At 62.4% G+C, this 26,790-nt stretch carries 17 protein-coding genes; 12 read left to right on the forward strand and 5 right to left on the reverse strand.

The window, feature by feature from the left end; translation table 11 throughout:
• The first annotated feature begins 2 nt into the window (after positions 1-2).
• Positions 3-962 carry a LysR family transcriptional regulator gene (locus tag NMG80_RS01620; RefSeq protein ID WP_254016517.1) on the forward strand — a complete coding sequence of 320 codons (960 nt, stop codon included), beginning with the start codon at positions 3-5 and terminating at the stop codon, positions 960-962.
• Here NMG80_RS01620 and NMG80_RS01625 read toward each other — a convergent pair.
• Both NMG80_RS01625 and NMG80_RS01630 read right to left on the reverse strand, forming a co-directional pair.
• The gene (locus tag NMG80_RS01625) at positions 938-12,265 is read right to left on the reverse strand and encodes a LysM peptidoglycan-binding domain-containing protein (RefSeq protein ID WP_254016518.1); all 11,328 of its coding nucleotides are present in this window, start codon (positions 12,263-12,265) and stop codon (positions 938-940) included. The two genes, NMG80_RS01620 and NMG80_RS01625, sit on opposite strands and share 25 nt — an antisense overlap.
• An 87-nt stretch (positions 12,266-12,352) precedes the next feature.
• Positions 12,353-13,213 (reverse strand): MurR/RpiR family transcriptional regulator, encoded by an 861-nt coding sequence (locus NMG80_RS01630; protein ID WP_254016519.1) that lies wholly within the window; start codon positions 13,211-13,213, stop codon positions 12,353-12,355.
• Positions 13,214-13,405: 192 nt separating this feature from the next.
• On the opposite strand from NMG80_RS01630, the gene NMG80_RS01635 reads away from it, so the two are divergent.
• From NMG80_RS01635 to NMG80_RS01665, 7 genes are all read left to right on the forward strand, one after another.
• On the forward strand, positions 13,406-13,606 hold the full coding sequence (locus NMG80_RS01635) for a hypothetical protein (protein ID WP_436798525.1): 201 nt from the start codon (positions 13,406-13,408) through the stop codon (positions 13,604-13,606).
• A 113-nt stretch (positions 13,607-13,719) separates the two neighbouring features.
• Positions 13,720-14,700: a SctD/MshK family protein gene (locus tag NMG80_RS01640; protein ID WP_254016521.1), complete on the forward strand. Its 981-nt coding sequence runs from the start codon at positions 13,720-13,722 to the stop codon at positions 14,698-14,700.
• On the forward strand, positions 14,697-15,137 hold the full coding sequence (locus tag NMG80_RS01645) for a hypothetical protein (RefSeq protein WP_254016522.1): 441 nt from the start codon (positions 14,697-14,699) through the stop codon (positions 15,135-15,137). Before NMG80_RS01640 ends, NMG80_RS01645 begins: the two co-directional genes overlap by 4 nt.
• Positions 15,138-15,154: 17 nt before the next feature.
• Positions 15,155-15,466 carry a tetratricopeptide repeat protein gene (locus NMG80_RS01650; protein WP_254016523.1) on the forward strand — a complete coding sequence of 104 codons (312 nt, stop codon included), beginning with the start codon at positions 15,155-15,157 and terminating at the stop codon, positions 15,464-15,466.
• Entirely contained in the window at positions 15,463-17,625 is a 2,163-nt protein-coding gene (gene sctV / locus NMG80_RS01655; protein ID WP_254016524.1) for a type III secretion system export apparatus subunit SctV, read from the forward strand. The genes NMG80_RS01650 and sctV overlap by 4 nt, the downstream gene beginning before the upstream one ends.
• A 57-nt stretch (positions 17,626-17,682) precedes the next feature.
• The gene (locus NMG80_RS01660; RefSeq protein WP_254016525.1) at positions 17,683-19,032 is read left to right on the forward strand and encodes a type II and III secretion system protein family protein; all 1,350 of its coding nucleotides are present in this window, start codon (positions 17,683-17,685) and stop codon (positions 19,030-19,032) included.
• A 13-nt stretch (positions 19,033-19,045) separates the two neighbouring features.
• The gene (locus tag NMG80_RS01665; RefSeq protein WP_254016526.1) at positions 19,046-19,504 is read left to right on the forward strand and encodes a hypothetical protein; all 459 of its coding nucleotides are present in this window, start codon (positions 19,046-19,048) and stop codon (positions 19,502-19,504) included.
• Positions 19,505-19,694: 190 nt separating this feature from the next.
• On the opposite strand, the gene NMG80_RS01670 is transcribed toward NMG80_RS01665, so the two are convergent.
• Complete coding sequence (locus NMG80_RS01670; protein WP_254016527.1) at positions 19,695-20,498, reverse strand: tetratricopeptide repeat protein; 804 nt, start codon at positions 20,496-20,498, stop codon at positions 19,695-19,697.
• 84 nt (positions 20,499-20,582) lie between these two features.
• On the opposite strand from NMG80_RS01670, the gene NMG80_RS01675 reads away from it, so the two are divergent.
• Complete coding sequence (locus NMG80_RS01675) at positions 20,583-21,623, forward strand: EscU/YscU/HrcU family type III secretion system export apparatus switch protein (RefSeq protein WP_254016528.1); 1,041 nt, start codon at positions 20,583-20,585, stop codon at positions 21,621-21,623.
• A 66-nt stretch (positions 21,624-21,689) separates the two neighbouring features.
• Here NMG80_RS01675 and NMG80_RS01680 read toward each other — a convergent pair whose 3' ends face one another.
• Together NMG80_RS01680 and NMG80_RS01685 are read right to left on the reverse strand one after the other, a co-directional pair.
• A complete protein-coding gene (locus tag NMG80_RS01680) occupies positions 21,690-23,033 on the reverse strand; it encodes an SGNH/GDSL hydrolase family protein (RefSeq protein WP_254016529.1) in 1,344 nt (447 codons plus the stop codon).
• A 183-nt stretch (positions 23,034-23,216) separates the two neighbouring features.
• Positions 23,217-24,938 (reverse strand): hypothetical protein, encoded by a 1,722-nt coding sequence (locus NMG80_RS01685; RefSeq protein ID WP_254016530.1) that lies wholly within the window; start codon positions 24,936-24,938, stop codon positions 23,217-23,219.
• A gap of 74 nt (positions 24,939-25,012) precedes the next feature.
• On the opposite strand from NMG80_RS01685, the gene NMG80_RS01690 reads away from it, so the two are divergent.
• The 3 genes from NMG80_RS01690 to NMG80_RS01700 form a co-directional block, all read left to right on the forward strand.
• The gene (locus tag NMG80_RS01690; protein ID WP_254016531.1) at positions 25,013-25,288 is read left to right on the forward strand and encodes a hypothetical protein; all 276 of its coding nucleotides are present in this window, start codon (positions 25,013-25,015) and stop codon (positions 25,286-25,288) included.
• Positions 25,289-25,411: 123 nt separating this feature from the next.
• Positions 25,412-25,729 carry a hypothetical protein gene (locus tag NMG80_RS01695; protein WP_254016532.1) on the forward strand — a complete coding sequence of 106 codons (318 nt, stop codon included), beginning with the start codon at positions 25,412-25,414 and terminating at the stop codon, positions 25,727-25,729.
• Positions 25,663-26,790 (forward strand): GDSL-type esterase/lipase family protein (locus NMG80_RS01700; protein WP_254016533.1); only part of this gene is annotated, 1,128 nt, incomplete at its 3' end. The genes NMG80_RS01695 and NMG80_RS01700, both read left to right, overlap by 67 nt.

Genomic DNA, 26,790 nt, shown 5'->3' on the forward strand with positions numbered 1-26,790 from the left:
TCGTGATACCTTTCAACATCAAGCAGCTCGAAACCTTTCTCCTGGTGGCGACGTTCGGAAGCTTTCGCAGGGCGGCGGAACGCCTGAACACCACGCAGCCGGCGGTGTCCACCCGGATTGCCGGGCTGGAGGAAGCGCTTGGCGCCAAGCTGTTCGAGCGGCAGAGCAGCACGGTCAGGCTGACCGCCGAGGGACAACGGCTGCTGCCGCCTGCCCAACGGGTTCTGCGCGTAGCGGAGCGGCTGCAGCTGATGGCCAGCTCTCTTTCAGAGACTTCAGAGACGACGAGGGTGCTACGGCTTGGGGTCGCCGAAACGATCGTGCACACCTGGCTGCCGGATTTCCTCACGGCGCTGAAGGCAAACTTTCCGCTTGTCGATACCGATATCGTCGTCGATGCAACGACGACCCTTCGCAACGAACTGATGTCACACCGGCTCGATCTCGCGGTGCTGATGGGCCCTGTCCTGGAATACAGCATCGAGAATATCGAGATGCCGTCCTTTCCGCTTGTCTGGGTCTGCTCGCCACAGCTGGAATTGCCTGACCGGAGCAAGGTGACGCTAAACGACCTGATGCAGTTTCCGATCATCAGCTACGCGCGCACCACGCGACCCTACAGCGAACTCTACCGCAAGCTCACCGGCGAATTCGAAGAGACGCCGCGCATCTTTCCGGCCAATTCGCTGGCCGCTTCCATCACGATGACACTCAATGGAATCGGCATAGCCTCGCTGCCTGAAGGAGTCGTCCACGACTATCTCGCAAGCGGCAAACTGCGCATCGTCGACTGCGAATGGCACCCGTCAGACCTGCAGTTTACCGCCTCCTACTCTTCCGAACCCTCCAATCCGATAGCCGAGCGGGCGGCAAAGCTGGCCGGCTGCGTTGCGCATGCCTATGCTACGAGAACCGACAAGCTCAGGCCCGCGGTTTCTCAACCCAAGCTGGCCGGCAGGTAGATGCGGTCGCCTGAGAAGATCACATCCGGGCTCATTATATGGTCCATGTTGAGCACCACCGTCTCGGCCACATCCGCAGAATGGGTCCTGGCGATCAGGCGAATGCTGTCGCCGTTCTTGACCTCGATCCACTGATAGCCGTCTTTCTCCAGCGTTGGATTGGTGCGGCCAGCAGGGTTGCTGCTGCCGTCGGGATGAGCCTCGACATGGTCCCCGGAAACCCAGCCGCTATGCATTTCGCCGTCCGGCCCGAAACCTTCGACCGGTATCCAGGCCTCCCCTGACTGATCGGTCGAGGGCTTCGCGGTCTGCTCGACGAATGTCCCGGGTTGCAGAACCGTCACCACAGGCGAATCCCCGTCAGGCTGGGTCCGCAGGTTCAGGCCGTCATCGGCGACTACGGCGAGCTGCGGGAAATCCTCCTCCGGGATCTGCGGGGCATCTGGCACATCCGAAGGATCATCGGGTTGCTGGGACGAGGCATCGCCATCCGGTTTTTTCGGATCGGCTGGAGGGGTCGGCTTCGCGCCTTCCCAAGGCTCCGCGAGCAGGGAGTCCAGCGAGAAGAGAAGCATTCCAACGCCGAAGGTGATGCCCAGAGTCCACCGATCCCATGCGGCCCATTTTCTGTCGGACTTTTCCGCCGCCGCGATATCAGCATCGGTTCGCGGCACTGAACGGCGATTCATCCGGTCCGTCCTGTAGGCGGATGCCCAGAATTCCGCGCAGCCGAAGGTGAACATGGTGCCGGCGACTGTGGCGATCGGCGCCGGCCAGGATTGCACCGTGTAGGCGGCGCAGCCAAGCACATAGCCGGGTCCAGCCAGATATTCGGCCAGGTTTCGGATCACCGGTCTGCCGGTGAACGACTGCAGCATCGACTTCGTGCCATAGACGATGTTGCCGAGCGTGAACGTGCTGTTGACGAGAAGAGCCTTACCCTGGATCATCCCGGTCGCGGCACCTGGCGCTGCGGCAATGAATGTGGCTCCGCCGAGCGCGTTGAGGAATCGCCCGAACGGCTTGTGACTTGCGGTTGCGTTGGGGAAGAGCGCCTGCGCACCGAAAACGACGCCTCGCACACCAAATGCCACCGCTCCGGCGGTGGCGGTCCAGGTTGGCGGCAGCGAGCTCCACAGCATGTAGGACGTGCCCGCCATGGTCCCGAAGGTGTCCAGCGCAGCCTGATATTCCTTGGTCCGCGAATAAACCAGCGCGCCTTCCACAAGCGTCCGCTGATCCGGCGTCATCGACTTTTTGTGGGTCGCCCGAAATGTTGTCAGCTGCAGCACCGACAGCGCATTGGTCTGATTCTCATTCATCCACCCGAACTGCTCGAGCGTGAACTTGCGGAACTGGCCGGGGCTCATTTCCCCGTACTGTTTTGGTGTCACCGCTTCGATCTGCGGCTGGGTCAAGGCTTCGGTTTGGTGGATCGTGAAGGCACCGCATTGATCGCGGGTCAGCACCGGAATCTGCTTCTCGGTCAGCCACGGCACCTGCTTGGGATCGAACTTCGCCACGTCCACGGAATCGATCATGGTTTCGGGGATCGCCGGAACCTGGCGCTCGGTGAGGGTCTTCAGCAATCCGGCCTCGCCCAAATCCTTGAATTGCTGTGACGTGAGCTTCGCGACCTGGCTGGGCTTGAACCATGGAACCTGGCGCGCTTCCAACTGCGACATGTTAACGAGCTCGACCATGTCTCCTTTTATCGCCTGCAACTGTGGTTTCGTCAGGTGAGGCGTCAAACCGGTTTTGCCGAAATCCCGGAACTGCTGGTCGGTCACATTCCGGATGTGGCCCTCGGTCAGCCAAGGAATCTGTTTCCCGACGAGGCCCGCGATGTTGACCTGGCCTGTCTTTGCCTTCGGGATACCGCGCAGTTGGCTCTTGGTCAGATAGGGCAGCAAGCCGGCCTGATCCATGTCGCGGAACTGCTGTTCCGTCAGCACGGCCACCTGCTCGCGCTTAAGCCATGGAATCTGGGTCGGCTGGAAATCGCCCATGACGAGATCTGGCACTTGGTCAAGCGGGGTCGCTCTGACGCCGTCACGGGTGAGCGGTCCGTTGTTCGCAGCGGGTTGGCCATTGTTTGCTGGTGCGGCAGCGCGCGCTTCACCCACGACATGCGATGCGTTGGATGCAACATCGCCTTCGTGGCCCGGCGCGACATTCGCTGCCTGATATGCCGCGTCCGCGAAATGTCCGTAGTAGTCTGCGTAGGTGCCGCCGCCCGCAACGCTCGGCTCCATGCTCCTGTAGAGCGCCGCCATCTCGTGAACAGCCTGGGTGCGGTCGATCTCGCCGGCGGTGAAGCGGTCATAGATATCGGCCTGCGCCTGGTCGGCTCGCAGCGCGAGATTCGGCTTGCCGCCGTTGGCAGCAAGCTCATCGGCTACGATGTATTGAACCAGCGCCGCTTCGCCCTCCGACTTCAAGCGGGCGTCTACGTTTGCGTCCCTATGGGCTTGGCGGTTCGCGAAGTCCTGGGGCAGCACGTCGATCGGGGCGTCGGTCACATGCGACAGTTCATGGCTAAGCGCATCGACGAATCCGGCGACGACCGCGTCATTGTCCGCGGCCGGCGTGCGGAACATATCGGCATCCACGGAAATCACGTCGAGCGCTCGGTCCAACCCTGATCCGGTTGCAGTCAGATCCTGTTCCAAGCTCGGATCGAAAATCCGCAGATCGCGCCGCGCCGGGTTGACGATGCGCACGCCTTTCGCGTGGGCATTCCGCAAGAGTTCCATCATCTCGGGCGACCGGCTGACCTGATCGGCAAGATCGGCCCTCATATCGGTCGTCTCGGGCATGCCAAGATCCTGCTGGATCATATCGTCCAGCATGCTCGATGCTTGCTGGCGGTTGGCCGCAATTTCAGCTTGTGTCAGCGGTTTTGCCGTCGACGGTCCCCACGACCCTTCAGCCGCCCGGCCCTGTTCCCGTCGCGGCGCCGGACTCCTGGGCACAATCGGGCCGTTGCCCGCCGGGGCCGGCGCGGTGTCCGGGGGCGGCGAATTGTGCTGCACATCCTGCTCGAGCAGCCTGTTGAGGTAATGCGCCTGCGTGGGCGTCAGTTCGCCACGAGCCTGCTGATCCAGCTGTTGCCGCACGGCCTTCCAGGCAGGTCCGCTCATGCCGTCTGGCCGTCCGCCGGCGGTGGCGAGTTGGTCCGGGTACGGCGCCACGCCCAGTTCCGGGAACACATCCAACACGCGCTGACCAGCGAACCTCAAATCGCCGTGCGGCGATGCCGCAACCTCGGCGAGATAGGCATCGAGATGCTGCAGGACGTCCGGCGTCAGTCGACCCCCCGAACTGTCTAGCGCGGAGAAGACCTTTTGCGCGCCTTCGGAGGATCCGGGATGCGCGCGGGCGGTACGGGCATGCAGGACAACATCCTTCCTCACCGAGCCGAGTTCCACCGTCGTTAGCGGCAATGGCCCATAGTTCACGGCGAGACCGGCGCCGTGGTCCGTGCGGTCCAGACGGTTGAGCGGCCCGGCGCCCGTCTCGCGCGGAACGCCCTCGAAGGCGGGGCTGCCGCGCCAGGGTTCCTTGCCGCCTCCGAAGGGCGCCAAGACGTTGTAGTTGCGGTAGAGGAGACGATCCTCGAAACCAGGCACCTTGCCTTCGGAGCTATAGTGGCTGGCGCCACCTCTCGCGGCCTCCTCCCAGAAAGCGGCTGCCCTCTGGCTGAGCGGGCCAGGCTCCCTGTGCGTATATCCCGGCCGGCCGCCTTCGCCGCCGAGATAGCGCAGCGTGCGATTGACGTAGGTCCCACTCAGAGAGAAGCCAAAGATGGATACTGAAACGCCAGCGGCTTTTTCGTTCTGGAACGTGTTCTTCGACAGCATCGGCGCCGATGCGACCCACTGGGCGGAGGGAGCCGCCGCCTCGTCATAAGCGAAATTCGGCCGGTATCCATTGACGAAAAGTTTCTGGCCCTTCGCGTCGTTGGGATGGACCGGGAGCAGGAAGCCGGTGCCGCCGTCCGGGATCGGGCCGTTGTTCTTCAGGCTGAGTTCGCCATAGACCTGCCGGCTGGGCAGCGGCACTTTGAGGCCAATGCCGAGCATCGATCCGCCGGCAATGAGGGTGCGGCCGTCGGGGCCGAGGATCGCCCCGGCAGCCCGGAGGGCGCCGTTGGTCGCCACGTCGTTCAGCCAGGGGCCACCCACGACATTGGCTTCGTGCTCCTGCAGGAACCAGGAAACAGTGGCGCGGTCGGACCGCCAGACCCCTTGTGCATCGGTGAAGAATGTCGGGGCGCGCCACGAACTCGCCTTGTCGGCATCCAGCAACCGCTCCAGCAGGACGGGCACCTCGCTGTTGATCTCGGTACCGGCCCTGGGCTTGCTTGCGGGCAGCGCGTTCTCCAGCGCGTGCGCGAGCGACTGCACCGCGGGGTCCGCGGACTTCTGCTGGTTGGCGGCGTAACCGCGCATCTCTCGCCAAAGATACGGCGTCCAGGTGTCGTGGCCGGACAGAACCTTCTCATTGTAGCGGCCTTCCGGCGAAAGCTCGCCGGCGGGTCTGAACGAAGTCTCCGGCTGGAGCTTCGGACCGTAGACCCACGTGCTGCCACTGTCGGCCTGCAGGACCTGCATGAGCGCATCCTGCTGCGCGGCGGTCACCGCCTTGCCGGGCTTGGTGGCGCGCCCCTTGAAAAACGGCGAGGCGGCGTTTGCCGCGGCGGCAAGGTTCGGATCGGTGGAGCGTGACGCCGCCTTGAGGTAATCGCCGACGATGCCGCGGCCGGCGTCGGTCCAGCCGGCTTCTCCCGGCAGCGCCCCGGCGGTAAGGAACTGCTCGCCGCCGGTCAGCCTGGCGTCGGACGACAGGCCGAGGTGGTCGATCACTTCTCCCGGCGACAGATGCGGCAGCTTGCCCTGTGCGCTGAACACCTGGAGGGTCGTCAGGCCGTTCTTCGAAAGCTGGCCGACCGGCTTGGAGCCGGTGAACGGGCTGTTGCGGTCGGCGTTGAGCATTTCGACAAGCGCATGATGCTGGGCCGGCGTCATCTCCGTGCCGGACCGAGGCAGGCCCCTGCCGCCGAGCTGCACTCTGGTCATGGTCACCGCATCGCGGACGACAGGATCGCTGGAACGTTCGAGGGAATTGAGGTAGTCGCCGACCAGTTCCACCTGCTCGGGCGTCCATGTCGGCGCCGGCGTTGCCGCATCGTCGGGAAGCGCCGGCAAGGTCGTGGCCAGGGTTTCGCCTAGCGCCGAGCGACGGCTGACTTCCGGATTTTTGGCCAGATCGAACGCATGGACTTCCCGTGCCGGGGTGTTGACCCTGAGCTGGCCGTTCGGCGTGGTTATCGAGCCGCGCTTGGCGCGTTCGACGGTCGGGCCGGAACCCAAATAGCCGGCCTCCGTGGCATGCTCGCCCAATGGGACGATGTCGGGGACGACGTCGCGGGTCATGCTCGCCTGCGGGCCGGCGACGACGGCCTTGGCCGGCAGGTATTTGCCGCCGGCCTCGACGTAGATGTCCTGTCCGGCGGTGACGCCGTCCTGCGCAACCGGCCGGTGATAGATGCTGTCGACCAGTTCGCCGAGCTTCGGATAGTCATAGCGGGGTTCGGTGTTCAGGTAACGCGTGCCGATGCGCCGCAGGCCGGCTTTGACTGCAGTGAACGTCTGGCCGAAGCTGTACGGATTTGACCCGAAATTGTTGACGGTCGGCGTGCCGTCGGGGCGAACCGGGCTGGGGTGCCCGGTGTCCGTCTCGGCCGGTGGCTCGGTGCGGGCGTTCGGATCGGCTGTCCAGCGGCCGTCGGCGCCGAGATAAAGCACCGGCAAGGAAGGGTCGAGCTCGACTGGAGCCGGCACCGGCTCCGGCGCGGCCGTGATCGCCTTGGATTCGGGTATGGCGACAACCCGCTGCCCTTCCGGCAGGTTGAAATCGACGAGCATCTCGCCGGTATGGCGGTTGCCGACAGTGTAGCGCATCAACGGGCGGGTGCCTTCGGCCCCAGCTTCCGACAGCTTCGCTCCGGAAGCGCTCGGCGTGCCGGTGAACGTCTTGGTCGCCGGGTCCCAGACAAGCCGCATGCCGCTGTCGGCCGGGCGCGTCGTTGCGTCGCCGCGGGGCGCCGGAACCACAATCGGATCGCTGTCGGCGGGGACATTCTGCTCACGCGCTCCCTGTGCGTCTCGGTCGCCGGGATTCTCGGCATCGCCACGCTCGCCCGGGGCGCTCGGCCCTTCGTCGTGGACGTTGACAACCGTCCCCTCGATAACGGGGTGGCTGGGATCGTGGAAGACCAGCTTGTCGGTCGGGCGATGGACGCCGTCGGCGCCTTGCTCATGCACGACCATCGGCCGGGACGATTGTCCGCCGCCTGATGGATCACCTTTGCCGCCCGTGGGTGGCGGTGGATTCGGACCATCGGACTCGCCGGCCGGCAGCGCCCGCGGACCGGTTGGCCGGTTAGCCGCACCGGTGTTGTCAAAACCGTCCCGAGCCCCGAAACCGGGCCCCTGCTGGCCGGACGTTTCGCCGGCCACATCGCCGTCTATGATGATCTCGTTCGGATCCGGCATGACCTGCTCGCCGGTGGGCCTGTAGACACCGTCACTGCCCATCTCGTAGACGGCCCGCGGTCGCGGCCCCGATTCCGGTCCGCCAGGAAAACTGGCCGACGTATGAGGCCCACTGCGAGTTCCGCCTGCTCCTCCTGGCATGTTGTACAACAGCGAGCGGCCGCCCAGGCCTGTGCCGACGGTGCCGACGCCTATGCCCACGATTGCGTTGGCGAGTTCGAGCAGGTCCATATCGCCGCCATGCGCCACCAGATCTTGCACCGATTTGCCGAGCAGCGGAGCACCGGTAACCACGGCGGCGGCGTCGAGGCCCCACGCAGCGTTCGCCAGCTTGTTACCGCTTTGCAGGAACGCCGAAACCTCATCGGAGCGGGTCATCCCGAAGCCGCCATTCAAAGCCTTGCCTCCGGACAGGCCGGTCTTTGCCAGGCCATACGAGCGCAGGGCGCCGGCGCCCACTGGCAGGAAAGCGGTTACGCCGGTCGCGACATTCCAGGCCGACTGATTGTCGAAGTCGCCGCCCTGCAGGAGGTGTTCACCCTCCTTGTACAGAGCCTTGCCGCCAAGGATTGAACCGGCGCCGACGGCGATGGGAATGGCCCATTGGCCGCCCGGCACGAACGAGACGATGGTGGCGGCGCCGGCGAGAAGGCCGAGGCCTATGTCGGTAGCCTTGTCCCAGAAATCCACTTTGCGCGCATCGGCCACTTCCAGTTCGTCGAGCGAAAAGCCATCCTTGCCGAGCGACATGTCGCCGCCCTTGGCCATGACCAGGTTGCCTTTGTCGCTGAAGATGCGATTCTCGTGCTGGAACTCATCGAAGCTGCTGTAATATTTACCAGCACTGTCGACATAGCCGGCCTCGTTGCCACCGCTCTTGATCGCGAACAGGGCAGTCGACGATTCCATCCCGCCATCAAGCGAGAAGATCGGCACGATCTTGACTTCGGCGTTGTCGCCGGCGCGGTCGGCGATTTCGTCGACGACCTTCCCGACTCCCTCGCTCGATGGATCGAGGCCAAGGGTCTGCGCAACCGTACCGCTGAGTTCGCCGGGCGCATAGGTCTTGTATTCACCGGTGAGACCGGATTCATAGAGGTTCTCGAACCGCACCTGATAGCCAGCCATTGCCTGGTCCTGGCGTTCTTCAAAATACTGGTTTTTGAGTTTCGCCTCGTGCTCCTCCGAACCATATTCGAGAAGCTTGGGTTGGCTTGCCGAAAAAGCGTACCAGTCGCGCCCCGCCAGCATCGCCGGCCGCACGTTTTGTTCCCAGTCCTCCAATTGGTCCTTTTGGGTTTCCGCCTGGTCGCGATTGATTTCCGCGGCCGCGACTTCGGGGGCCACCCACAGCCTCTGGCCATCCATCTCGATCTGGACCCACTTGCCGCTTTCGCCGATAGCGCCCGGCCCCTGCGCTTCGTAGGCCGCGGCAACCTCCGGCGCGACCCACATGTCGCGGCCGCTCACCTTGATCTGCACCGCCGTCTCACCCGGCTTGAGCGTGCCAGCGGGCGCCTCGACGGTCCCCGGCCCGTGGTCGGTGATCGCCTGGTCGCGCGCCGCCGTCGCGTCGACGAGCGCCGTCCTTGCATCTCTCAGCCCGGCATCAAGCAGGCCGACCTGCGCCCCGACAATCTTCGACCTGGCCGCGTCCAGCGCCGATTGCGATCCGTTTGCATTGGCTGTGCATACCGGCGCCGACGATGTGTCCGTCGAGGCCAGCATCTCCTGCCACTGCTTGTTGAGCGGATCGTCGCGGAAATCCTGCCTGATGCCGTCGTCGTTGAGGTCGTATGTCAGGGCGGATTTATGCACGTTCGTGTCATCGCCGTTCTCATCGGTGAACGTGGCGTTCTCATAGACGGTCACGACATAGAGCTGGCCGTTCTCCTCGACGATGTCCTGCGACAGGATCTTGCCGGTAAACTCGCCGCGGCCATTGGTGAAGCCTTCCCAGTCGAAATGGTGCGGGTTTCTTTCCCGTGCCTGCGCAAGCAGTTGCTGCTTGAGAGGCTCCATGGTCACGGCAAGATCCGCCGCCGCTTTCTGCGCAATCCCATACTCCTGGTATGCCTCGGCCAAGGTCACCTGATTGGCCGCGGCCCCCTGGAGCGTCTGCAGACCTTGAAGCCGCTCTTCGATGGCCGTGTATTCGGGGGTTCCGGGCTTGGCATCGGTCAGCTTCAGCTCCAGCTCGGTCGAGGCGACCAGCTGGTCGACGGTGGCCTTGTTGCCATTGGCGGTGCGCAGCGCCGAATCGATAAGCAGCTGGGCGACCTCGGCATGCTCGGCCTTGGCGTCCTGGTTTTCTTCCTCCGCGCTGGGCCCGCCAGGGCTACGGACGGAAGCCTGGTTGGGATCGCTGATCGCCGGCAGGTCGACCTGTTTGGCGATGGCGTCGAGAAGGCTCTGCTCACCCGCCTGGTACTCGGCCGTGGCCGTGGCGGCATCTTCGAGGGCGCTGTTGGCGAGGCTCAGCCGTTCCTGCGCTTCGGCCAGCGTACCCTTGGGTTCGGTCGGCTTCAACTCCAGTCCATAGGGCGCCAATGTGTCGTCGAGCGTCGCTTCGGCGGCTTCCATGGCCTCCTTGTAGGCGGGATCGAGTGCGTAGACGTCGAGCTGCGCCTGGCTTTGCGCGGAATTTGCCTGCGCCTCGCCGAGGCGCGACACAGCGACGTTCTCGGCCGCGATCGCCTTGGCCACCTCCGGATCGTACCACTGCCAGTTCCCGTCCACCATCAGCGGCACCCATTTGCCGCCTGATGGCGCGGTTGCCGACGGTGGTTCGCCGAACGGGCCGACCGAGGTCGCCGTGCCATCGAGCTGCGGCGTGGCGGGGGTCGGCCCACCATAGGCTTCCATCGCAGCGACCACGGCCTGCTGTTTCTCAAGCGCGTCCGTGGTCATCTCCGGCGTCGCCCCGCTGAATATGCCATCCAGCGCCGTCTTGACTATCTGGTCTTCCTTGGCCTGTTGCGGGTCACTGCTGTTCGGGTTGATGTCGAGCAGCAGCTCGGCCAGCGCCTGTTGCGCGGTGCCGGCCGCGATATCGGTGACGGCGCCGGTCGCAGCGTTGGTCAGCGTGATCTTGCCGTCCGGCGACGTGGTCATCGTGTAGCCGTTAAAGGTCACATTGACGGTGGTCCTGGTGGCGCCGTCGATCACCACCGTCTCGCCTGGATGAATAAGGTCAGGGTCGCGCGGCGTGGTGAACAGTTCCGGATTGCTTTCGGCGAGATCGTCCAGCGTCACGCCGTTGGCCTCGGCGATGTCGCTCAGATTGTCGCCCGGCTTGACGTCGTAGTCGATCGGCTCGCCGTCGTTCAGCGTCTCGACGATGGTCTCGGTGCGTCGGCCGTCCTTGTCCACGACGATCGTCGTCTCGGTGTTGTTCACGGGGTCGACAATGGTCGTGGTCTGCTCGCCGGTTTCGGTGTTGCGCTCGGTCTGCGTGGTCACGCCGTTGCCGTCGACCATGTTGGTCGTCTCGGTGCTTCCTTGGGTGGTCGTCGCCGAGCGCGAACCATGGTGGTAGTCGTTGTTGTAGGTGGCGGTCCTGCCGGTATTCGGATCCGTGACGACGATCTGCAGGGTTTCGCCGGGGTCACCGCCCTGCGTCACCTCGAGGCCGGCGGCGTTCATTTCGGCGATCACCTGCTCGGGCGTGAGGTTGCTCGCCTCGGCGATCTCGTCAATGCTTTTGCCGGCGGCAAGCTGTTCCTCGATCGCCGGCACGCCCGAGCCGTCCGCCGCCTGCGATTGCGCCAGGGTGGTCACCTCGCCGCCCGGAGCCGTGACCGTGGTTACCGGCAATGCGGGGCCGCCGGCAGGCGTCACCGTTTGCACAGTCGACCCGTTCGGCAGGTTGCTGGTGACGGTGACGGCGCCGTCACCACTGGTTTCGGTGGTAGTGGTTTGACGGGTCTGGGGATTGGTCGTGCGTTCGGTGACGGCGCCGTCGCCGAGATCGTCGACGAGCGTGGTGGTGATCGCGCCGGTCTGCGCGTCGACACTGGTGGTTTCCTTGCGGCCGAGATCGTCACGGATCGGCGATGAGGTCGCCTGCATGTCGGGGCCGGTCTCTTGGGTGTAGTAGCCGCCGTGCTGATAATCCTGGTTTTCGGTGATCGTGCGGTCTCCGGCGGTGATCACCACCGTGCGGGTGTCGCCGTTGGCATGCTCGGTGGCTACCGCCGTCATGCCGCCGGCATTCAAAGCCGCCACCACATCCTCGGGAGCCAGGCCCTGCTCGGCGGCGATGTTGTCGATGCTTTTGCCACCATCGATCGCTTTCAGAATGTCGTTCGCCTTGACTTCCTGCGCTTTGACGTCCGGCGTCTTGACTTCCAGCGCCTTGACTTCCGGCGAAACGACGCCGCCGCCGAGATCCTGGACCGTGAAAAGCGCCGGTGCGGCGGTGGCGCCGCCATTACCGTTTGCCGTGGTGACCGCGGCAGGCAGCTCCGGTCCTGGCTGCGCCGGGGCAGTCGGCTGTGGCGCCGGGGCGGTCGGCTGTTGCGCCGGGGCAGTCGGCTGCGCCGTCGTCAGTTCCGCATTGACCTGCGTCAGCCGCTGGCGGGCGCCCGCGGCCGCATCGACCTCGCCCATCCTGTTGGCGAGCCGGATTTCATTTTGCAATTTCGTGGCTTCCGCCTGCAGCCGCGTAGTCTGCTCGGCATGGGCCTTTGGATCGATCCTGGGCGGCGGCGGCGGCTTGACGGTGTTAATCGGGCGGATCATCAAACAACCTCCGGAGCCGGTCCAGTCCTGTTTCAGGCAGTCTGCCTGCCGTCAACGCCCCCGCGCCCGACAGTGGAAGCCCTGTGCCTACCGGGGCGGCTTCCAATAAATGCCAAAAGCAGCAAGCTGCTCTTCCGACTGTCTTACTCGTTCGGCAGCATTCACTTCAGACTGCGCAGCCGTCAGTGCCGCCAGAATCTCGACGGCGGCGAACGCCGGCGCCATGCTGCGGAAGAACGACTGCGAATTTGCCGTAACGATGATGGTCTCCCGCGCGATCCGGGCCAGCGGCGACACGCTGCTATCGGTGATTGCCACCACGCCGACACCTTGCCTGGCCGACTGGCGCGCCACGTCGATCGTCGTGCGTTCATACGGCGACATGCCCACAGCAAGCAGCACATCGCCGCGTCCCGCGCCCTGCAAGGCATCCAGACCATGTCCGCCCATCTCGCCGACAAGCGTCACCTTGCGGTCGCCGCCGGCCAGAAACGACATGATGTGAACGAAGTGGTTGGCGACCGGATAACCGGAGCGCGAGCCGAGGCCAAACAGATTGCGTGATCGTGCAAGCAGGTCCGCGGCGGCGATGAATTGCGAGGCATTGCCGTACTCACCCAGACTTGAGACCTGCGCCGCGAGCGTGTCGGCGACAACCCCTGCAGTCGAATATCCGGGATCGCCACCCTGGTCGGCACCCCGTCGCGCCGGCTCACTGGCGCCCGTGTCACGCAGCGCGCGAGCATAGAGGCTGCGCATGTCCTCATAGCCTTCAAGGCCAAGCCATCGCGCCAACCGCATCATCGTGCTGTGCGAAACGCCAGCCTGGTGCGCCTGCTCGCGCATCGACATCAGTGCGACATCCTTGGGATGGTCGAGGACGAAACGCGCCGCCACCCGCAGTTGCGGCGGCATATTCTCGAAGCGTTCGACCAACAGCTCCGCCAAAGGACCTTGTTCCATTCTGCCATACCCCATTTCCCCCGATGGCAGATTACTCCTCCAATGGTGGCAATGCAACAGTTGGAACTTAACTGGTTCGAATATTCCAAGTGGACTTTCAATTTCGATCATGCTGCCTTAAGCTGGTTTCGCAACCTGCCGGATCGCTTGAATGTGATTCCGGAGTTTGTAACCTGAATGGTCAAGGAGACAATGATGGCTGCTACCCCTCCCATTACATCCGGCGCTTCCGGGTCACCGGAACAGAACCTGGACAAGATGATCAAGCATCAGGAGCGCATGTTTGGCCTCGAGATCACCAAAGAGATCGCGAAGTCCCAACATGACATGCTGATGAGCACCGCCAAGACGCTCGGCCAGTCGGCTGAGAAGGCCTAAGGCGGGATTCTCCAAACCATGCGCCGCCGCAAGCATCCGGCGGCGCACGTCGACGGCGTTCGATGCCGTTGTCGGGCTGCGTCTGAATTGTCATCGGCGGGAGATGAAGTGGCATGATCGGCAAAGATTGGGCTATCGGCAAATATCAGGATGCGGCGGCCCGCACCCCGGCATCGCGACATTCCGTTGCGCTCAGCGTAACGCATGGATTTCACGCCGGCGCCCAACTCAGCCTGGTCGCGCCTCTGTATACGGTCGGCTCCAGCACGGAGTCGGACGTTGTGCTCAGGGACGCCGGCATCGCGCCAGTCCACGCAAGGTTGCGGCGCACGGGCAGCCAGATTGAAATCGAAGCCGTCGGCGGCGATGTCACGCTCGCCACCGGCGAGATCATCCGTGAAGGCCAGGGCAGACGCTGCAAGCTGCCGCTGACGATAAGCATCGGCGATGCCGATATCCGGCTGGTCAACCCGGAACGCCCGCCGAATCGCTGGTCTGTTTCCAATCGCCCCCTCCTGGTTGCAGGCAGCGTTCTCGTGGCGGTATTCGCTGTTTCCGTCGCCGCCAACGGGTTCTCTTTCGCCGAGCCCGACATTGGCAAAAACCTGTCCGCTCAAGGCGGCAAACCGATCACAGTGGCCTTCGCTGGCGAGGCCGGGCAGAGTGTTCTGGGCGATGCATCGCCGACACAAGTACCCAGCGCCACTGAGGCGGAACGCCAGCTCAGGCTGCGCCTCGAGCAATCCGGCATCAGCACATTGACCGTTCAGCAAGCACCTGGACGGCTCGTGGTCTCGGGTATGATCGCCAATGACAAGAGTGGCGCCTGGACCGAGACGCAATCCTGGTTCGACCAGGCGTTCGGCGCGCAGATCCCCCTCGCCTCCAATGTCATGATCGGCAACGCCGAGCAGGCTCCGCGCCTGAGGCTGCAGGCGATCTGGTATGGCGAGCGGCCCTATGTCATCGCCACCGACGGCGCACGCTATCATGAAGGCGCATTCACCAATGACGGCTGGACCGTCAAGCGCATTGGCGAGACGGAACTTCTCCTGACGAAGGGCGGCGCCACGGTCGCGCTGAAATATCCTTGAACCGCCGGCTTGAAGGGCCGCGGTTCGATACGGCAAGGATTGATACAACCGGCCGCGAGGTGCGGCAGGCGGAAGGCGCGCACGGTCAAGCAATCAACCGTCGGCGGATGAATGGCGTCGACAAGGCCGCAAGCCGGGCTCAGGGGACGACATCGGCCGCTGGTACGGAAAAGCCGGGAACCGCGAAATTCCAGTCCTCACGGGGTATGGCTGGCGAATCGCTCGACGAGGCGCTCATCAACTTCGTCATGCCCGCTATTCCCGAGCCAGCCATCCTGCGTCGCTCGGTAGCCATTCTACAGCATCTTGTAGCGCACCTGGTTCCCGATCTTGAGGGTGGCGAGCAACTCAAGACACTTGCCAGAACGCTGATGGAGGATGAAATCGAGCGTCACCGCGATCTGCTTGCCCGGATACAGGAAGGAATCGAAACCTGACCGATCCGCGTGACACAGTGCATCTGCTGCATGTCCTGGGCTATCTCTACGGCAGTCACGGGCAGGCAAAGCGGGGCGCGGCATACCTGCTTATCGCGGCGCAGCTGTCGCCGGGAAATGCCGGCGTTCTGCGCACATTGGCGCATCTGCTCATACTTGATGGCGAAGCGGACAAGGCGCTTGCCACGATTGCCAGGCTGGAGACGCTGGAGGGAATGGACCACCCGACACTTGCGTTGCTGAAGAGCCGCGCGTTGCTTGTGGCCGGCCGCAAGGCCGAGGCGCACAATGCCTTGCGGAGCTTCCTATCGCATCGAGCCGCCGAATGACGATGTCGGAGCGCCTTCTGCACTTCCTTGCCAAGCTGTCACGCCGCAGCGATCTGGTCATTGCCATCCTGATGCTCGTTGCAGTGGTGATGATGCTCATTCCGTTGCCGACCTTCCTCGTCGACATTCTCATCACCGCCAATATCGCCGTCAGCGTGCTTATCCTGCTGGCTTCGTTTTACGTTTCTCATCCGCTCCAGTTCTCGTCGCTGCCATCGGTCATCCTCATCGCCACCTTGTTCCGGCTGGCGATCACGATCACGACCACGCGACTGATCCTGCTCCAGGCCGATGCAGGCGAGATCGTTTCGGCCTTCGGTACTTTCGTCGTAGGCGGCAGTATTGCCGTGGGCCTCGTCATCTTCCTGATCATCACCGTTGCGCAGTTCATCGTCGTTGCGCGGGGTGCAGAACGCGTTGCAGAAGTTGCCGCGCGCTTCACGCTCGATGCGCTGCCGGGCAAGCAGATGAGCATCGATGCGGAGTTGCGCAACGGCGACATCGATCAGGCGGAGGCACGCCGGCTGCGCCAGCAGCTTGAGCGTGAAAGCCAGCTGTTCGGCGCGATGGATGGCGCCATGAAATTCGTCAAGGGCGACGTCATCGCCGGCATTGTCATCATTCTGGTCAACCTGATCGGCGGTTTCGCGATCGGAACGCTGCAGCACGATATGTCACTAGGGGACGCCGCCGTGACCTACTCACTGCTCACGGTGGGTGACGGGCTGGTGGCGCAGATACCGGCACTGCTCGTCGCCGTGGCCGCCGGCACGATGGTGACGCGCGTCGGCAGCTCGGACGGCACGAGCGACCTTGGCCAGCAAATAACCAGCCAGCTACTACGCGACCCCCGTGCGCTCGCACTCGCCGCGGTGATCATGGTCGGCCTTGCCGTAGTGCCGGGGTTTCCGTCCCTTGTGTTCCTGATCCTTGGCGCCTGCTTCGGCGCGGGCGCCTTTGCCATCAATCGCCGCACCGCCCGGGAATCCGAGCTCAGCGACATCGGCCAGACCGCCATGGCCGAACAAGCTGGAAAACCGGCGTCGCTTTCATCAACGCCCGTCGCAGCACTGCCTTCTTCATCCCGCATCGTCGTACGCTTCGGAACCGAGCTCGGACGCTCGGTCCCGGAACCCGAATTCGCCACGCTCGCCGATGGCGTGCGCCGCGAGCTTTTCGGCGATCTCGGTGTCGACGTTCCGGCTATCGGCCTGCAGGTCGATGAGAAGCTTTCAGCCAGAAGCATGCGCATCGATCTGGAGGGCGCACCCATCCTGGATGCTGAAATCCCCGCCGACCGTGTTCTTGTCGAAGCGGACCCAACGCATCTCGATCTGCTCGATGTGACCTACGAAAAGGGTTCTCCGATTGCCGGTCAGCGCAAATTCATGTGGGTCGACGATCGCCACCTTTCGGCGTTGAAGGAAGCCGGCTTCGTCTTCTCCACGCCGGCGCAAACAGCGGCCAAATGGACCGGAAATGCACTTCGGCTCTATGCCGGCCATTTCGTCGGGATCCAGGAGACCCGCAGGCTGCTATCGGACATGGAGCCGGACTATGCGGATCTGGTCAGACAGGCGCAGGAGATCGTGCCGCTGCAGAAAATCGCGGAGGTGCTTCGGCGACTTGTCGGCGAAAACGTGCCGATCCGCAACCTGCGCCTGATCCTCGAAGCGCTGATCGAATGGGGTCAACGCGAGCAGGACGTCGTTCTGCTTACGGAATATATTCGCACGTCCTTGAAACGCCAGATCAGCTTCCGCTTCGCTGGCCGTAACAACATCATCGCAGCCTATGTCCTGCAGCGCTCGGCCGAGGATATCCTGCGAAACGCGGTGCAAAGCACATCGACCGGCACGTTCCTGAACCTTTCGGATGACGATGCACAGGCCTTGATCGCCGAAATCGAGCGAGCCTTGTCGCAGAACGCCACCGATGTCTCACCGATCGTCCTTGCGGCGATGGATGTGCGCCGTCACATGCGAAGCCTGCTCACGCACAATGCCATCGAACTTCCGGTTCTGTCCTACAGGGAACTCGCACAAGAATTCAACGTCCAGCCATTGGCCACGATATCCGGCCGTTCGGGCATGGCACGCAACATCTCTCGGTCGCTGCCATCGGCTGAGGCGAAAGCCGGACAAGAGGCAGCCTCATGATGCCAGCCGGGCGTATTGGGACAATTGGGGGAACTACATGCTCAACAGGGGAACGGCATGACATTTTACGGTACCGCAGCAGGCGTTCGATCCGCCATTTTCGCCGGGCGGATGCGCTGGCTTGCTATCGCGACCGTTGGCGTCTTGCTGGCTTTTTTGTTCACACATGCCGACGCGATGGCACAGGATGTGTCGCCATTGCCGAGCAGGCCAACGGTCGACCTGCCGGTCGGGCAAGGACGCCTGCTGCGCTTCAATGAACCCGTCGAATCCGTGCTGATCGCCGACACCACGATCGCGGACCTTCAGGTCGTGTCGCCGGGGATGGTCTATGTCTTCGGCCTAAAACCCGGCCTGACCAACCTCATTGCAGTGACAGCAGATGAACGGATCGAGGCAACGGCCCAGTTCCGCGTCACCCCCGATGTCACGCCTGCGAACGAAGCGAAACACGAAATGCAGCCGAACTCGGCGACAAATCTCTCGATTTTCGGGACCCGCATTGTCGCGACGGGCGAGGCGCGAGGCGTCGAAGAGGCAACGGATGTCGACAATATCGCCCGCACGTTCTCGCCGCCGGAACAACCGCCGCTTAACAACATGACCGTGCAGGGGTCGCAGCAGGTCAACATCCGGGTCCGCTTCGCCGAAGTCTCGCGCACTGAGTTGCAGTCCTACGGCGTCGACTGGTCTGTCGGATACAGGAGCGGCGGTTTTGAATTCAACATGTTCCAGGACAATGGCGTGCCCTCCGGCACCGGCAATCTTGGTTTGAGCATGGACCAGACGCATGGCATCAACTTCGACATTCTCATCGAAGCGCTGCAACGCAACGGCGTCGTCAAGATACTGGCCGAACCGAACCTGACAGCGATGACCGGTCAGACCGCGAGCTTTCTTGCCGGCGGCGAAATCCCGGTTCCGATTCCGCAAGGAACCGACGTCGTTACCGTTCAATACAAGTCCTTCGGCGTTTCCCTCGGATTCACCCCAACGCTGATTGGCCGCGATCGCATTGCGCTCCATGTTCAGCCGGAAGTCAGTTCCTTGTCGGAAGCAGGCTCGGTCAGCGCCAATGGCTTCGCCATGCCGAGTTTCGTCGTGCGCAGGGCTGACACCACGGTCGAAGTGGCGAGCGGCCAAACCTTTGCGATCGCGGGTCTTTTCCAGCAGCGGACCTCGCGTAATCTGGAAAAGTTTCCGGTTCTCGGCGATGTGCCGGTGCTTGGCCCGCTTTTTCAGTCACAGCGCTTCCAGCGCGAAGAGACGGAACTGGTGATCCTGATAACGCCTTACCTGGTCGAGCCGGTGCGCGACAGCCTCGCCACGCCGCTCGACCGTCCGGCAGCCAAGCGCCACAGGAAGCGCGCCAACGACGCATCGGCGATGGGCCTGATCATCAAGTAGCGGGGAACCGGACATGACATTTCGCATCGCTTTGTGCTCTGTTCTTCCAGTGCTGCTTCTGGTCGGCTGCGCGAACCCGCAACAGCCGCAGGACTATTCTCCCGGCTACAGCTATGTTTCGACCGACACCGGCGGCTCCGAGAAGGGCGTCGGCAGCTCCGTGCTTGCTCCCAATGCATGTCTGAACGAACCGGCCGATGACGACCGTTCTGCCGCTGCGACAAATCTGACGATCGTCTCCGGCGTCGGCTCCCACCTGCCGCCCGGCTGCGCCAACGCCTACAATCTTCAACGCATGGCCGAAAGCCAGCGTGACCTCGTCGAGGGCCGGCGCATGGGGGCGGCGGCGGCGGCGCCGACGGCAAATGCCGCCCGGCGCTACCTCAATGGCGAAGAGGCTCCCATAGGTGGGGCTAATAGCGGGGCCGATAGCGGGCCGCTGACGCCGCAAACAACGCTCCCAGTCGAGTGAACCGATGCGGCGCTGCCCGCGGTGCACTAAAGCGCGTCGCGTGGCCCACGCGACGCTCATTAGTTTGTTGTTTTATGCATGTCGTTATCGCAAAACCGCTGCCCACTTTTGCGCGACATGCATTAGTTTGTCCGGTTGTTTTGCCGTCGGGCTCGACCCAAATCGGCTTCGCGCGTTCCGGTCCGCTGCTCTAGCCGAGGATAGAGCCGAGCGCTTTCGCCCTCGCCTGTGTGCTGCCCTTCGAGCGGATGGTTCTGGCCCGCGCCAGCAAGGTATTCACCTCCTTGGTCGCCAGGCCGACCGGCGGCGAGGCCCTGACCTGATCGGCCTGGCCAAGAAGTCCGTAGACCACCACGACGTTGCGCTTGTGATGCAACTGCGCATTGGGTGCGGCAGAGATCTTCTGGACCAGCGGCAGTGCCGTGGTGGAATTGCCTTCGAGCGCCGCGGCCAACGCCATGTTGCTCTCGACGTCGAGATCCCCCGGAGCAAGTTTCAACGCCTGAGCAAAAGTAGTCTGCGCCTGCCCCGTCTGACCGGCGAATGTCTGCGCCACGCCCAACCTGTTATAGGCGCTGCTGGTATTGACCAGCGGCGCGGCCTGCGCGAGCGCGCGCATGCCGGCTTCGATATCGCCGGTTTCCATCATCGCCGAGCCAAGCCCGAGCATTGCCCCGCCGTCATTGGGCGCTTTTGCCAGTGCGGCCTGATAGGCTCTAGCCGCCTCGGCGGGATAGCCCGCTCGCATATAGGCCTCGCCGGCTTTGACGAAGGCGCTCGGCTTGGCATCGGGCATCGCTGCCGCCCGTTGGTAGAGCGCGATTGCGGTGCCACTATCTCCCTGCGCATGGATATCGTCCGCAAGCTTGATCAGACGCTCCGATTGCGATGACGGGCCCTGCGCCTTTGCCTGCGCGGTGTCGGTTTTGGTCGTCTGACAACCGGCCATCGCCAGAGTGGCGACGACGGGCAAGAACACGACGTGCAGCCGCATATCCACCTCTCCGTATTCAAGCCCGCCGCACCTTACACACGGCCTTGGCCGACTGGAACCACAACAGTGCGATAAGATTGCAACATGGCCGAAGAAGCTGAGGAAAAGAAACTACCGGCGTCCGACAAGAAGCTTCGCGACGCTCGCCGCAAAGGCCAGGTTTCGCAAAGCCGCGACCTGGTCTCCGGCTTCACGCTTTTCGCAGCGCTTGGCTATCTTTATTTTGTCTGGCCGATGCTCGTCGAGCACCTTTCGGAACTCGTGCAGACCGTGACCGCCCCCGGCGATTCGTTCGCGGAGGTCAGCCTGCGGGCCATCCGCCATTCGTTGTCATTGCTGATTCTTGCCACATTACCGCTCGTCGGAATCGTTGTCGTTCTCGCCGTGGCCTTCGGCATGCTGGGAACGTTCGGGCCGGTCTTCTCGTTCGAGCCGCTCAAGCCGCAATTCGATCATATAAACCCTGTGAAGGGTCTTCAGAAGATCCTGTCGCTGCGCAACGTCATCGAGTTCACCAAAGGCCTGGCCAAGGTGGTGTTGCTGGCCGGCCTGTTCGCATTCCTTTTGATCGCGTGGCTGCAGCCGCTGTTCGATGCTCCGGGATGCGCTCCGTCATGCCTGGAGCCAATTATCAAAGCGGTGCTGACACCGCTTGGAATTGCCGCCGCCCTGGCCTTTGTCGTCATCGGCGTGATCGATGTTCCTATTCAGCGCTGGCTGTTCCTGCGCGACATGCGCATGACGACAACTGAATACAAGCGCGAACACAAGGACCTCGAAGGCGATCCGTTGATTCGGCATGAACAGCAGCGACAGCGGCGTGAGGCCGTGATGCAACCTGCGAAGCTGGGCGTGAAGAACGCGGTCATCGTCTTCGTGTCCGGTGACCGCGTAGTGGCATTGCGCTACGTTAGGGGTGAAACGCCGGTGCCGACGGTCGTCGGCAAGGGCCAGGGCCGAGCGGCTGACGAGATGATGGCTCAAGCACGCCAGGCAGGTATTCCCGTGATCGAGGATGCGGCCGTCGCCAGCCCACTCTTCGAAAATACGAACACCGGAGCTTACATCGGTCAGGAGATGTTCTCACCGGTCGTACGCCATCTTGTCCGGCTCGGGCTCACTTGAGCCATGCTCGAACCGACCTTGCCGCAATGCCTGAGCAGCGCGGCAAGATCAGCAAGCGACAGCCGACTACTTGGCTTGACCCAACAGGACGTCGAGATCGACCGCGTCTGCCATTGCCTTGTATCCCGCGTCGTTGGGATGGAGGTTATCGCCGCAGTCGTAGTCGTCGCGCAGATACCCGGGCTTGGCCGGGTCTTCCATCACCTTGTCGAAGTCAATCACGCCATCGAAGCCGCCGCCGTTGCGGATCCATTCGTTCACCGCGACGCGGATCTTTTCTTTCTCGGGTGTGTAGTAACCCTCGGTGGGAAGTCCTTTGAAGGTTTCGGCGAAGGGGGTCAGCGTCGCGCCTACAATGCGTATGCCCTCGGCGTGCGCGCGGTCGATGAGCTGTTTGTATCCGGTGATGATGTCTTCGGCGGTCGGTTGCTTGTCGTCCGGCGTGATTGCATTTTCGCCGGGCCAGCCGATGTCGTTGATGCCCATCATCAGGACAACGGTCGCGACTTTGGGATGGCTCAGTATATCAGAATCGAAACGCGCCAGAGCATTGACACCCATACCGTCGGTCAACACGCGATTGCCCGAAAAAGCTTCGTTGACGACCGCCACCTTGCGGGCGGTCTCCTGCAATCGCTTGGCGATATGGTCCGGCCAGCGATTATTGGCGTCGGGGGTCGAGCAATTCCCATCCGTGATGGAATCCCCGAAAAACACGATCGCCTCGGATTCCGGCGCGGCGTCAACCCATACATCGCTCAGAAAAAGGCGCGATTTGAGTGTGCTGTCAGCCTTGAACGCCGCCTCGTTTGTGAAATTTCCCTGGCCGGAGATGTAAGCGGTTTGCACACCATCCCAATGCACCGACGACAGCGCCGTCTTCTTCGGCAGGAAGATGCTGACCGAGATTTCGGAAAGCGCTTCTACCGGGAGAGCGACGGGGTCGCTGAGGATCGGCGCTCCCGGCGGAACGACAACGGAACTCTTGCCGCCCCAGGTCAGGGGCTTCAGGGTCGCCTGGTCGACCTCGCCGCCCTTGCCTGCTATTGCGACGCTGCCGGCGCCGATAGTCAGCGGCTTTTCGCCGAAAGCATTCGACAGCACGAACCGCACGCTATTGCCGCCAACGCTGATGCGGGCAACCTGGCGGACGGTCTGATTCTCCAATACCTCCGGCACTCCGAAAGGCGCAGGAAGATCGTCCGACCAGCGCGGAGCAGGTGTGGCAGCCCAAGTGGTGATCCAGGCTCCCTTTTCGGCGCCTTGTGCCCCGAAACTAGCGATTGCGGAGCCGGCCGCCACAGCTGCACAAATCAGGATAGTCTGACGTCGACGCCGTCTCCTCCCTGCTGCGGCAGAAAGCACCGATGAAACCTTATTCGTAAAAACCAAAGGCCTGTTGAGCCGCATTTTATCTCCTCCTCGAGACATGCTGGTACTGCCGCCGCCGGCCGCATTATGACGGGCTGCCTAGGGAATGAAATTCAACTTCCGTGGCAATTTTGGACCAGTGTCAGGGGCAAGTATTCGAGCGTGGAAATTGGTGCTGCCTTATAGTCAAAACTCGCGTGCTACGCACCGCCCTCGCCGGATTCACTGGCGGACATCGATCCGGGGCCCCAATGTCTGGGTCATGACCCGCCGCACGACCTTGCCGTCTGCGACATCCAAGCAGACGGTATCGACCAGGTATCGATACGCCACGATGTCGCGAGGCTCCAACGCCTCAAAAGCGCGGTGCAGGAACGGCATGGAATAATGATGGTGTGGATAGAAGTTGTAACCGACCGCAACAGCCGAGTTCGCCAAATTCGCGGCGCGATTGTGCTGGCCAAGAATAAACGGTGCCGGGCGGGCCGCATCGTAGTCAGGCGGCGCGATTGGCAGTTCGACCGGATAGGCGCACTCTTTGGTAAGCTTCATGATCTCATAGTTGGACGAGGCAACGTCCGACGACTTTGGCTGCACCTGCCTGATCCCGATCTGGCCCCAAGCTGAGGTCGGAACGTGGCCGGATTCACGACGATGTTCCTGATAGCCGAAGTGACGAGCATAGAGCAGATAGGAAGCGTCGCGGAAAAAGCTCGGTGCGACCCGCACCCAGTCACCTTCTTTCGTCAGCGCCTCGAAATGTGCTTGCCTGATTTGCCTTGAATCGTACCAGCCGAGCCGCGCGTTATAAAAGACCGCGTGGCCGAATATGGTGACAACAATCCCGGTTACGACGGCAATTGTGGAGAACGAATTTTCCTTCATTCTCGTCAGAGCCGCGACGATCAGACTGTTCAAGATGATCCAGTGCAGAAAAAGAGCGCCGCTCAGAAGGAAGATCCCGATATGCATGATATCGAAGAACGCGGTCAGTCCGATGAGCCATCGCCGGCGCAAAAAGGCAAGAAAGCATAGAAGCTGCGCAGCAAGGATAACGACATTCATCGGAATCTGGACCGCCCTGACTGCTTCATAAGCAAGAGCGAGCAGGGATTCGGAAAAACCCAACGGGGCCGCGCCTAAACTGTACCCGGCCAGCATTATGGAACTGGTCGGGTTCTCGAGGATCCAGCTCATCGGCCCTCCGTCAAGCGTGACCTTGGCCATCCCGGACATGAAGTAGTTGCCAACATGGGCGCCGATCCCGGCCAGCAGCAATATGCCGGCAGCCTGGGCCGCGAAATTCCTGGTTCCGATTTCGTGGGGGTTGGGCAGGTTCCTGGTGAAGGGCTTCAGCCGGCTCAAGCTCTGCAGCAGGCCGAGGCCCAACAGGCCACAGGCCAGGAAGAGACCGACCTCAATCAACGGCGCATAGTCGTTGCGGCCCAGTTCCGCAGCACCGGAGACTGCCCGCGTGACATCCTTGTGGAAGCCGTAATAGACCATCGGAAAAATGGCAAAGGATGGCCGCAGGATAGAAAAAAGCGCGGCCGCAAGCGCGATCAGGCGAGAATAGATGAGTACATTGCCCAACGCGTCAGCGGGAGCTGCATCGGCAATGCCGAGTTCGTCTCCAAGCCCGAAGCTGAAGAGGCCCAGCGTTATCGCCAGGCCGACGACGATAATTCGCGCAGCCCGAGCCTCGGCGGGATAGCGCACGAATGCAAAAAGGCAGCAAAGTAGAGCCAATCCGATGGCGCTTACCGTGGCAAGGTCAGGATCATGCCACGCCACGCGGGATGCCGCCTTCTCGTACAACAGGATCGGAACGACCCCGCACAGGAACGGGAAAAAAAGAAGGGCTGCAAGGAAATAGCGCTCAACCGGTGAACGCTCGATGGCGACTGACGGCCAACGCCGGGCGCTGCCCGCTCCGATGCTCATCCCATGCTTCTCCCGTCTTCCGGAATTTTCGCGTCACCTGTTCGGTATTCGGTGCTCACCTTTCCGGTGATCGGATGAGCCGTCTCGCGGCCGGACTTGCCGCCCATATTGTTGCACTGCAACAAGGCAGCGTACTACAACTTAACCATGCAGGCAACGACGGCGTTTCAAGATGCCTTGGCCCAGTGCGCGCAGAATTGCGCCGATTATCGATAAAAGTCGGCGTTAAATTGCCAGTTTCTCCTAATTTAGGCACACAACAGCAACGGTGGTCGCCCGGCCAGCGCCACCGTGCCCCGGTGTCGCGCCAGGTGCAGGTTAAAAAAATGTTGCATAACCACCTAAAATAGTAGCAAATGTTGCGCTGCAATACTTGAGAGTGCGTTGCAACACTAGATTTGTCTCGCTGACCTGCAGGAAGCCGATCGCTTTGGCGTCAGGTGCAGGGTCAGTGGCTGAAGAGGCCATGGACAATGGTACTCGACACCCCCGCCAAACAGGTCGCCGACGAGCACCATGGTGTCGTCGTGATCGGCGCCGGCTACGATTCAGCCTTTTTCCTGCAGCAGTTCGTCGGACGGACGAGAGTTCGCGTTCCCGACCTCGAATGGCGACACCACAACACGCATGATCGGCAGCTCGAACGCCGCGCAAACAGCAATATCCGAGGCGAGGACAGCTACGCCGGCAACCGCGAGAAGCTTTGCCAGGTGGAGAAAATACCATGGCGGTGTTCTATGATAGCAGCCGTCCAGACGCTTTCGTCGGCGGAGCCGGTAGCGACGCCGTAAGTTACGGCGCTTCGTCCCGTGGAGTCATCGCCGATTTGGCTTCCGGTCATGCTTACAAGTTGCTGAAGATACTGCCGCTGGGCGATTCCATTACATATGGAGTGATCGCGAGCTCTTCCGATACCGAAAGCGGCGGATATCGGAAGTTTATGCTGGAACAGTTGGGCGCACTCAATGTGAAGATCGACTTCGTCGGTTCCTCGTCCAACGGACCCGCCAGCATGGGCGATCGGGATCACGAGGGTCACCGCAACTGGACGCTCAATCAACTGAACGGCATCGACAACGATGTTGTGGCAGCTATGAAACCCGACGCCGTGCTGCTGATCGCCGGAACAAATGACAGCTCGACCGATAGCGTGCCAACGATGCTGCAGGATCTGCGCAGCCTTTTGCTCAGCCTGACCTCCAGCGATCCCGCCTTGACCGTCTTCGTCGGATCCTTGCCTCCCGTTCGCGTCGGCCAACAGTCACAAGCGCGTGCAGACCGTGTCGATGCGTATAATGATGCAATGCCCGGTCTGATCTCTGAACTGGCCGCCCAGGGGCGTAAGATCGCCTTTGTCGACATGCGTGATCTGACACCAGATGACATCACCGCGCCGCCGCTTGATAGCGGGCTGCATCCGACTGCCGGGGGCTATGCAAAAATCGCCTCACATTGGATCGACGCCTTAGAACAACATCTCGGTCTGGACGGGACCGGTATCGGAAGCGACCGCGATACCTTCACCAGCATTGAAAATCTTATAGGCTCCTCCTTTGCCGACCAACTCGGCGGAAACGAGGGAGCCAATTTGCTGGATGGGCTGGCTGGCGATGATTTGCTGGAGGGCCGCGGCGGCTCCGACCAGCTCATCGGCGGGGTCGGCGCCGACACGCTTGTCGGCGGCACGGGTAATGACGTCTACTATGTCGACAATGCCGGCGACAAAACCATCGAGGCGACCAATGGCGGCGTCGACGAAACGCATGCTTATACAAACTGGACCCTGGCCGACAACGTCGAAAACCTCTTCCTGAGGTCGGCTGCCAATCTGGCGGGAAAAGGCAACGGGCTC

The organism is Mesorhizobium escarrei (assembly GCF_935825525.1).
In the GTDB taxonomy this organism is placed as follows: Bacteria; Pseudomonadota; Alphaproteobacteria; order Rhizobiales; family Rhizobiaceae; genus Mesorhizobium; species Mesorhizobium escarrei.

Coding starts and splice junctions, on each gene's coding strand:
- NMG80_RS01625 (WP_254016518.1), bottom strand. CDS start 12,265: ATGATCCGCCCGATTAACACCGTCAAGCCGCCGCCGCCGCCCAGGATC.
- NMG80_RS01635 (WP_436798525.1), top strand. CDS start 13,406: ATGGTCAAGGAGACAATGATGGCTGCTACCCCTCCCATTACATCCGGC.
- NMG80_RS01640 (WP_254016521.1), top strand. CDS start 13,720: ATGATCGGCAAAGATTGGGCTATCGGCAAATATCAGGATGCGGCGGCC.
- sctV (WP_254016524.1), top strand. CDS start 15,463: ATGACGATGTCGGAGCGCCTTCTGCACTTCCTTGCCAAGCTGTCACGC.
- NMG80_RS01660 (WP_254016525.1), top strand. CDS start 17,683: ATGACATTTTACGGTACCGCAGCAGGCGTTCGATCCGCCATTTTCGCC.
- NMG80_RS01665 (WP_254016526.1), top strand. CDS start 19,046: ATGACATTTCGCATCGCTTTGTGCTCTGTTCTTCCAGTGCTGCTTCTG.
- NMG80_RS01670 (WP_254016527.1), bottom strand. CDS start 20,498: ATGCGGCTGCACGTCGTGTTCTTGCCCGTCGTCGCCACTCTGGCGATG.
- NMG80_RS01675 (WP_254016528.1), top strand. CDS start 20,583: ATGGCCGAAGAAGCTGAGGAAAAGAAACTACCGGCGTCCGACAAGAAG.
- NMG80_RS01680 (WP_254016529.1), bottom strand. CDS start 23,033: ATGCGGCTCAACAGGCCTTTGGTTTTTACGAATAAGGTTTCATCGGTG.
- NMG80_RS01685 (WP_254016530.1), bottom strand. CDS start 24,938: ATGAGCATCGGAGCGGGCAGCGCCCGGCGTTGGCCGTCAGTCGCCATC.
- NMG80_RS01690 (WP_254016531.1), top strand. CDS start 25,013: ATGAGCCGTCTCGCGGCCGGACTTGCCGCCCATATTGTTGCACTGCAA.
- NMG80_RS01695 (WP_254016532.1), top strand. CDS start 25,412: ATGGTACTCGACACCCCCGCCAAACAGGTCGCCGACGAGCACCATGGT.